General features: G+C 56.0%; 5 protein-coding genes. 3 read left to right on the forward strand and 2 right to left on the reverse strand.

The window, feature by feature from the left end:
• Positions 1–9 precede the first annotated feature (9 nt).
• Positions 10–1,206 carry an acyl-CoA dehydrogenase family protein gene (locus FHK95_RS17575; RefSeq protein WP_150305942.1) on the reverse strand — a complete coding sequence of 399 codons (1,197 nt, stop codon included), beginning with the start codon at positions 1,204–1,206 and terminating at the stop codon, positions 10–12.
• A gap of 413 nt (positions 1,207–1,619) precedes the next feature.
• Here FHK95_RS17575 and FHK95_RS17580 point away from each other — a divergent pair, with 413 nt between their 5' ends.
• A complete protein-coding gene (locus FHK95_RS17580) occupies positions 1,620–2,474 on the forward strand; it encodes a class I SAM-dependent methyltransferase (protein ID WP_206668614.1) in 855 nt (284 codons plus the stop codon).
• A 346-nt stretch (positions 2,475–2,820) separates the two neighbouring features.
• Here the strand turns inward: FHK95_RS17580 and FHK95_RS17585 are convergent, their stop codons facing one another.
• Positions 2,821–3,846 (reverse strand): AraC family transcriptional regulator, encoded by a 1,026-nt coding sequence (locus tag FHK95_RS17585; protein WP_150305944.1) that lies wholly within the window; start codon positions 3,844–3,846, stop codon positions 2,821–2,823.
• Positions 3,847–4,300: 454 nt separating this feature from the next.
• On the opposite strand from FHK95_RS17585, the gene FHK95_RS17590 reads away from it, so the two are divergent.
• Positions 4,301–6,217: a DUF1302 domain-containing protein gene (locus FHK95_RS17590; protein WP_150305945.1), complete on the forward strand. Its 1,917-nt coding sequence runs from the start codon at positions 4,301–4,303 to the stop codon at positions 6,215–6,217.
• Positions 6,218–6,242: 25 nt separating this feature from the next.
• Complete coding sequence (locus tag FHK95_RS17595; protein WP_150305946.1) at positions 6,243–7,607, forward strand: DUF1329 domain-containing protein; 1,365 nt, start codon at positions 6,243–6,245, stop codon at positions 7,605–7,607.
• The last annotated feature ends 68 nt before the right edge of the window (positions 7,608–7,675 follow it).

Raw genomic sequence — 7,675 nt, forward strand, 5'->3', positions numbered from 1 at the left:
TAATAACGCTTACTGGTAGCGCTTGAGTTCCAGCTTGGCAATGGTGCCCAGGTGAACTTCGTCCGGGCCGTCGGCCAGGCGCAGTGTGCGAGCCTTGGCATAGGCAGAAGCAAGGAAGGTATCCTGGCAAACGCCCTTGGCACCAAAGATCTGAATGGCGCGGTCAATCACGTTGCAGGCCATGGATGGCGCAATAGCTTTGATCATCGCGATCTGCTGACGGGCCACCTTGTTGCCGAACTGGTCCATGGTGCGCGCGGCCATCAGGGTCAGCAGGCGAGCCTGGTCGATTTCGCAACGCGAGCGAGCGATGTTTTCAGCGGTGCTGCCGTGCTGAGCCAGCGGCTTGCCGAAGGCAACACGCTCATTGGCGCGGCGGCACATGGCTTCCAGCGCGCGCTCGGCGACACCGATGCTGCGCATGCAGTGGTGGATACGGCCTGGCCCAAGGCGACCCTGAGCAATTTCGAAACCGCGACCTTCACCCAGCAGAATATTGGAAACCGGCACGCGAACGTTCTCGTAACGGATTTCGGCGTGGCCGTGTGGAGCGTGGTCATAACCGAATACGTGCAGATCGCGCACGATGGTCACGCCGGGGGTGTCCAGCGGTACCAGGATCATGCTCTGCTGCAGATGCTTCGGCGCATTGAAATCGGTCTTGCCCATGACGATGGCGATCTTGCACTTCTCGGCCATGGCTCCGGACGACCACCACTTGGTGCCGTTGATCACATACTCGTCGCCTTCGCGGCGGATTTCACACTCAATGTTGGTCGCGTCGGAGGAGGCGACATCCGGCTCGGTCATCGAGAAGCACGAACGGATCTCGCCGGCTAGTAGCGGCTTCAGCCACTTTTCCTTTTGTTCTTCATTACCGTAACGCTCGATGGTTTCCATGTTGCCGGTATCGGGCGCGTTGCAGTTGAAGACCTCAGGGGCAATCGAAGAGCGGCCCATGATTTCGCACAGGTGACCGTATTCTTCATTGGTCAGGCCCGCGCCGCGCTCGCTCTCAGGCAAGAACAGGTTCCACAGGCCCTGGCTCTTGGCTTTGGCTTTGAGCTCCTCCTGAATGGCCGGCGCGCCCCAGCGGTTTTCCTGGACCTGCTGGTAGAACAGGTCTTCGTTGGGATAGATGTGCTCGTCCATGAAGGCTTCGAGCTGTTGCTTGAGATCCTTAACGCGGGGGCTGAGTTCGAACATGATTGATCCTTGCTAGCAGTAGTCTAAGAGGTCGCTGTACCAGACGGCGTGTGGAGTGACCTTATAGTCAGTTAAACCGGGCGTGAACTATGTGCTATAGATGGAATGGAGCTGCATAAGCAGCTTTGATAACGAGAGCATTCATTTATTCGAGAGAGTAGAGCTTCCAAACCCCCGGTGCCCTGCCGATTTGCACAGCTCGTAGGAGTGTCGATCGGGACGCCGAACCGCTGGCCGCCAGGCCAGCTGATTTGGATTGCGCCCAAACCCCGAACCAAATCCCCGATTCCCTGTCTGCTCAATCACACGCCAACGCCCGGCACCCCACGACAACCGGGCCGGGATAGGAATCGTCGTCGCCTACCTGTTAGGCTATAACCCTCCCTGACACGCACCCAATTGGAATGCATCCAATGTCGAAAATGATAATAGCTGCTGCGGCGATACTCGTCTCTGGTCTGGCATTTGCCCAGGAAAAGGCAATGGCCCCGCCGCCGCCAGAATTGACCTTTGAGCAGCGTGACGCTCTCCGCCAGGCAGTAGGCAATCCGACGCGGCAGATCTCAAACGTCATGCGTGATGCCCACCGCAACCCCGAAGCAACGCTGGGGTTTTTCTCCGTGATGCCTGATCACACCGTTGTGGAAATCTGGCCGGGGGAGGGCTGGTACACCGAAATCCTCGCACCCATGCTGCACGATGAAGGTCGGTACATTGCTGCACACTTCGATCCGGACAGTTCTGTCGAATTCTTCCAGAAAAGCCGCGCAGAGTTCGAAAAGAAAATGCAGCAAGGCCGCGGGAAGTTCGACAAGGTCGAGCTCGCAGTATTGGACTACGACCCGGAGAACCCCATTGCCGAAGCCGGCATAGCCGATCGGGTGCTGACCTTCCGCAATGTGCACAACTGGTTAGCGGCCGGTAAGGAAGAAGCCCAGATCGTCTTCAACAAGATGTATGAAGTGTTGAAGCCGGGCGGCTACCTCGGATTGGTGGAGCACAGCGCGCGGCCGGACACTTCGCTTGAAGATATGATCAAGACCGGCTACGTGAGCGAGGCGCTGGTTATTGAGCTCGCCACCGCGGCTGGCTTCGAGCTGGCTTCGCGCAGTCCAGTCAATCAGAATCCGCAGGACACCAAGGATTATCCCGAAGGCGTCTGGACCTTGCCGCCAACCTTCCGGCTTGGCTACGAAGACCGAGCGCATTACATGGCAATCGGCGAAAGCGATCGCATGACGCTGTTGTTTGTCAAAAGAGCCGAGTGAGGCGACGAGACCTGGCGTAGTGCAGGTGGTATCGCGTAACGCGGTTTTCCCTGGGGTTGGTGAGCGCCTGCTCGCCGACGGGGTTAGCTTTCCGGATTTAGTGTTCTTGCAAAGCTTTGGCGTAGCGCAGGCGCGCTACACCCCCAGGTGGTACCGCGTAACGCGGGTTTCCTGGGGTTGGTGAGCGCCTGCTCGCCGACGGGGTTAGCTTTCCGGATCTAGTGTTCTCGCACAACTCTGGCGTAGCGCAGGCGCGCTACATCCCCAGGTTTAAACCCCCGGCGGCAAGAGCCTCACTCCGGTGCGACGACCTNTCCCCAGGTTTAAACCCCCGGCGGCAAGAGCCTCACTCCGGTGCGACGACCTGACGTCGGAAGGCGGTTGGGCTCATGTCCGTCCAGCGTCTGAACGCTCGGGTGAAACTGCTGGGATCTAAAAAGCCCAGTTCATAGGCGATGCTGGTCAGCGACAACTCCCCGCCGGTAATCATCCGCACCGCCGCGTCCCGCCGCACTTCATCCACCAGCTGCTCATAGGATGTACCTTCCTGACTCAGCTTGCGCCGCAGGTGCCGAGAGCTGATATTCATCGGCGCGGCTATGCGTTCGGCCGACACATCGCCGGAGCCTAATAATTGCTGAATTCGCCGCTTCACCTGTTCAACCAGATCATCGCTCGGCAGGTTTGCCAGCAGGTCCTGCATCGCGTCGGTAAAGCGAGACAGCAGGAAGGCATCCGCGCTTGCCAGAGGACTGATAAACAGATGCTTGGCCAGTTTGAACCGATAACCCTCGCCCACTGTGATCTCGGAACAATCGAGCAGCCTGGCGCAATCGGCCAATTCACTTGGCATGCGTCCGAGCTGGATTGAGCGCACCAGCTCCTCATTATTAAGGTCCAGCATTCTGAACAGCCGAGCCAGAAAGCCCATCAGGCTTTCAATATGCTGCATATGGGGCGTACCCAAAGGGTGCAGCACGATTTCGACGTGTTCTTCGCTGTGGCATAACTCGATGACCACCTGCGTACTGACTACGGGTAAGAAACGCGCAATATTCTGAAGCGCTGTGCCAATAGTCGGGCTCGCCTGCGCGACCAACGCGATGGCATTGAAGGAGGTGGGGCAGAACATGCGGTACAAGCGCATGCCGAATAGATCATCCTCTGTCAGGCGAGTCGCTTCGTCCCATATAAGTGAACAGGCGTCCTGCTCCATGAGTCTGGATGCATTGAGGTTTTCCTCCAGGAGCGTGTGAGCTGGGCTGCTCTGCTGCAGTGACACGCCATATTGCTGCAAGGCTTGAGCTATCACTGACGCCCACAACGGGCGTTCGCGCACCCGAGCGTTATAGGTCATTAGCACTTCCGGCATCTGTCATCCTTGTCGTCATCAAAACAGAAATCATTTCTGTATCATCGGCTCAGCCTATCGCCGCCGCGTTTGGTGGTCAAATCACCGCTTTTTGGCAAGAAACACCTGTGGTGCCAAAAAGCTATTATAGCTGGCGCTTTCCCGACAGTGCAGAACTCATCGGTCAGGAAATGCCCGTCCCAGGCAGCTTTTTCAATTCAGACCCGGGCCATATTTCGATATACCCCATATGGGTGATTCTGCTGCTGGTCCTTGTGTACTTAATCCAGTCCTTCCCTGGAGCGCAAGTCTCAATCTTACGCTGATGAGACGAATTCATTCTGTGAATGGCCGCCACGGTCAACTAAATTGGCCTTTGAGGGCAAGTCTTTTCCGTCGGGCTCATGACAGACTGCCACTGTCCTGAACGTGTCAAAGGATACACAGGTTCATGTCACCCAAACGGAGCAGCACAATGACAAAAAAAATCAAAGCATGGCCCCTAGCGGCCCTGCCGCTGGCCATCGGTCTCGCCAGTTTCTCAGGTTCTGCCAACGCAGTCAGCTTTAATGTCGGTCCAGTCGATGCGCAGTTTGACTCGCAGATGTCGATCGGTGCTAGCGTATCGACGGCCGGACGAAATGACCGCCTTTACTTCGGCGACCCGGCTAATACGGATTTTGGTCAAGGCGGAGCAGCTGCGCGTACTTCGGATGATGGTCGTCTGAACTATAAGAAAGGCGACGTTTTCTCCAAAATCTTCAAAGGCTCCCACGACCTTGAACTGCGTTACGGTGATTCCGGCGCGTTTGTGCGTGGTAACTACTGGTACGACTTTGAAACCAAAGACGGCAGCCAGCGTTTCTATGATATCGAAGACTCCGGTCGTCACCCCCTGCAAAAAGGTGCAGGTGTTCAGCTCCTGGACGCCTTCGTTTACCACAACTACTCCATTGGCAATAACCCGGGCAACGTTCGCCTTGGTCGTCAGGTCGTAAGCTGGGGTGAAGGCCTGTTCATTCAGAACGGCATCAACTCTATCAACCCAGTGGATGCTTCCGCATTTCGTCGTCCAGGCGCTGAGCTGAAGGAAGGCTTGCTTCCGGTTGAAATGCTTTATTTGTCTCAGGGCTTAACAGATAACCTGAGCATGGAGGCGTTTTATCAGCTGAAGTGGCACGGCACTATTGCGGACAACTGCGGAACGTTCTTCTCTACCACAGATGTGGCTGCGCGCGGTTGTACTGATCGTCTGATATACAACGGTGCAGATTTGCCGCCGGGCAGTGTCGGCCCCTTAACTTATATCGCACGTAGCCAAAAGGATAAGGAAGCGTCGGACGACGGCCAGTTTGGGGTGGCATTCCGTTGGTTCGCGCCAGCGCTGAACGATACTGAGTTCGGCTTCTATGCTATGAACTACCATAGTCGAAACCCATTCTACTCCAACGAAGCTGGACGAGTAGCCGGTACTCTAGCCATAGCTCCAACTGGTCTCCCAGTTGCACCAGGGGTGACGTTGCCTCCATTTGATCCTTTTGCAACGCCGGGTCTTTTGCAGCCTGTAGCGGGCTATGACGGAGGCTTGGGTGGCGCGGGGTATTTCTTCGAGCACCCTGAAGATATCCGTTTGTATGGTGTTAGTTTCGGTACTGATATCGGCGGTATCTCTGTTGCCGGTGAGTTGAGCTATCGTCCCAATATGCCGATTCAGATCAACACGAGTGATATGAGCCGTACGGCGCTGATGGGCGCTGGTGTGTCGCATCCTATGGGCGTAACTGGCGTGGGTGGGCAGGACAACACGCATCGCGGTTTGACCAACCTGAACCCGGGCGACTATATCCAAGGCTATGAGCGCAAAGAGTTCTGGCAAGCCACGATGAGTGCGGTTCACTTCGTTGACCGTGTAATGGGTGCAAGCCGTCTAGCTTTGATTGGTGAAGTTGGGGCTAACTACATTAGTGGCATCGGTGCTGGTAATGGCGAGACTAAATTTGGTCGTGATTCGCTCTATGGTCAGAGTCCGTTTGAGGATGGCACGTGCTCGTCGAACTCAGGCGCTGCTGGCGAATCTCCGCACGCAGCCAGCTGGTGTGAAAACGACGGCTTCTTTACCGACTTCTCCTGGGGCTACCGCATGCGCGCTTCCCTGGATTACAGCAACGTAATCGCCGGTATTAACCTCAGCCCGAACATGGCTTTCTCGCACGACGTTGAAGGCTATGGTCCTAACTTCAATGAAGGCGCCAAGTCGGTCAGCATTGGCTTGAACGCAGACTACGCGAACAAGTACAACGCCAGCCTGAGCTACACCAACTTCTTTGATGGCAAATACAATACCTTGGTCGACCGCGACTTCGCAGCTGTCAGCTTCGGCGTAAGCTTCTAAGTAACGGATCAGGAGAGATAATAATATGCGTATAGCAACAACTCTTATAGGTGCTGGTGGTCTGGCCCTCAGCCTGTTGGCGACCAGTGTTCTGGCCGTAACTCAGGCAGAAATCAATCAACTGGGCAATCAGCTGACTCCGGTCGGCGCCGAGAAGGCTGGTAACGCCTCCGGTACTATCCCTGAGTGGACCGGTGGTCTGCCAACCAACGCCGGCAAGAAACTTGAGCGTAACTTCTGGGAAAACCCCTACGAAAACGAGCAGGCCGAGTTCGTTATTACCGCGCAGAACTATCAGGAGCACCGCGAGAAACTGACCCCTGGTCAGATCGCAATGTTCGAACGTTATCCTGATACGTACCGGATGCCGGTCTATCAGACTCATCGTAGCGTCGGTTATCCGCAAGAAGTATACGATCAGGTCAAGGAAAACGCTGGTAAGGCACGCCTGGTCAACAATGGTGACGGAATCGAAAACTTCACCCACGGTAGCTTTGCCTTCCCGATTCCGAAGGTCGGTGCCGACGTGGTCTGGAACTACCTGACCCGCTACCGCAAAAACCTGCAGCGTGAATACGCTCAGGCGATGCCACAAACCAACGGTTCGTACACCCTGATCAAGTTCCAGGAAGACGTTGCTTACCCGCAATACATGCCTGATGTGGATCTGGATAAAGCCGCCAACACGTTGGTGTATTTCAAGCAGCGGGTTAACGCTCCGTCGCGTCTGGCCGGTAACGTGTTGCTGGTTCACGACACCCTGGATCAGGTAAAAGAGCCGCGCATGGCGTGGGTTTACAACGCTGGACAGCGTCGTGTTCGTCGTGCACCGCAGGTTGCCTATGACGGTCCGGGTACCGCCTCCGACGGCATGCGTACTACTGACAACTTCTCGATGTTCAGTGGCGCGCCTGACCGGTATGACTGGAAGCTGGTTGGCAAAAAGGAAGTCTACGTTCCTTACAACGCCTACAAGATCTCGGATCCGCGTATCAAGTACGACGATATTCTTCAGACTGGCCACATCAACCCGGAGCACACTCGTTTCGAGCTGCACCGTGTGTGGGAAGTCGAAGGTACCGTCAAGCAGGGTCAGCGCCATATCTATGCCAAGCGTAACTTCTTCTTTGATGAAGACTCCTGGCTGTTGACACTGGCAGACCATTACGACAGCCGTGGCACCTTGTGGCGCGTAGGTGAGGGCCATGTGTCCACTTCCTACAACGAGCAGTTGCCAGGTTACGGTATTGAAACGTTGTATGACCTGCTTGCAGGCCGTTACATCGCACTGGGTATGTATAACGAAGAGAGCGCTGCTCCCAACTTCGGTTTCACCCCCTCGTACCGTGAGTTCACCCCGGCAGCCTTGCGCTCCTCGGGTGTTCGCTAAGCTGTAGCTTCACTTGGGTGATTGAAGGGGAGCCTTGTGCTCCCCTTTTTTATGGTGCGCCCGGCAGG

The sequence above is a fragment of the Pseudomonas saliphila genome, assembly GCF_008638345.1.
GTDB classification, from domain to species: Bacteria; Pseudomonadota; Gammaproteobacteria; order Pseudomonadales; family Pseudomonadaceae; genus Halopseudomonas; species Halopseudomonas saliphila.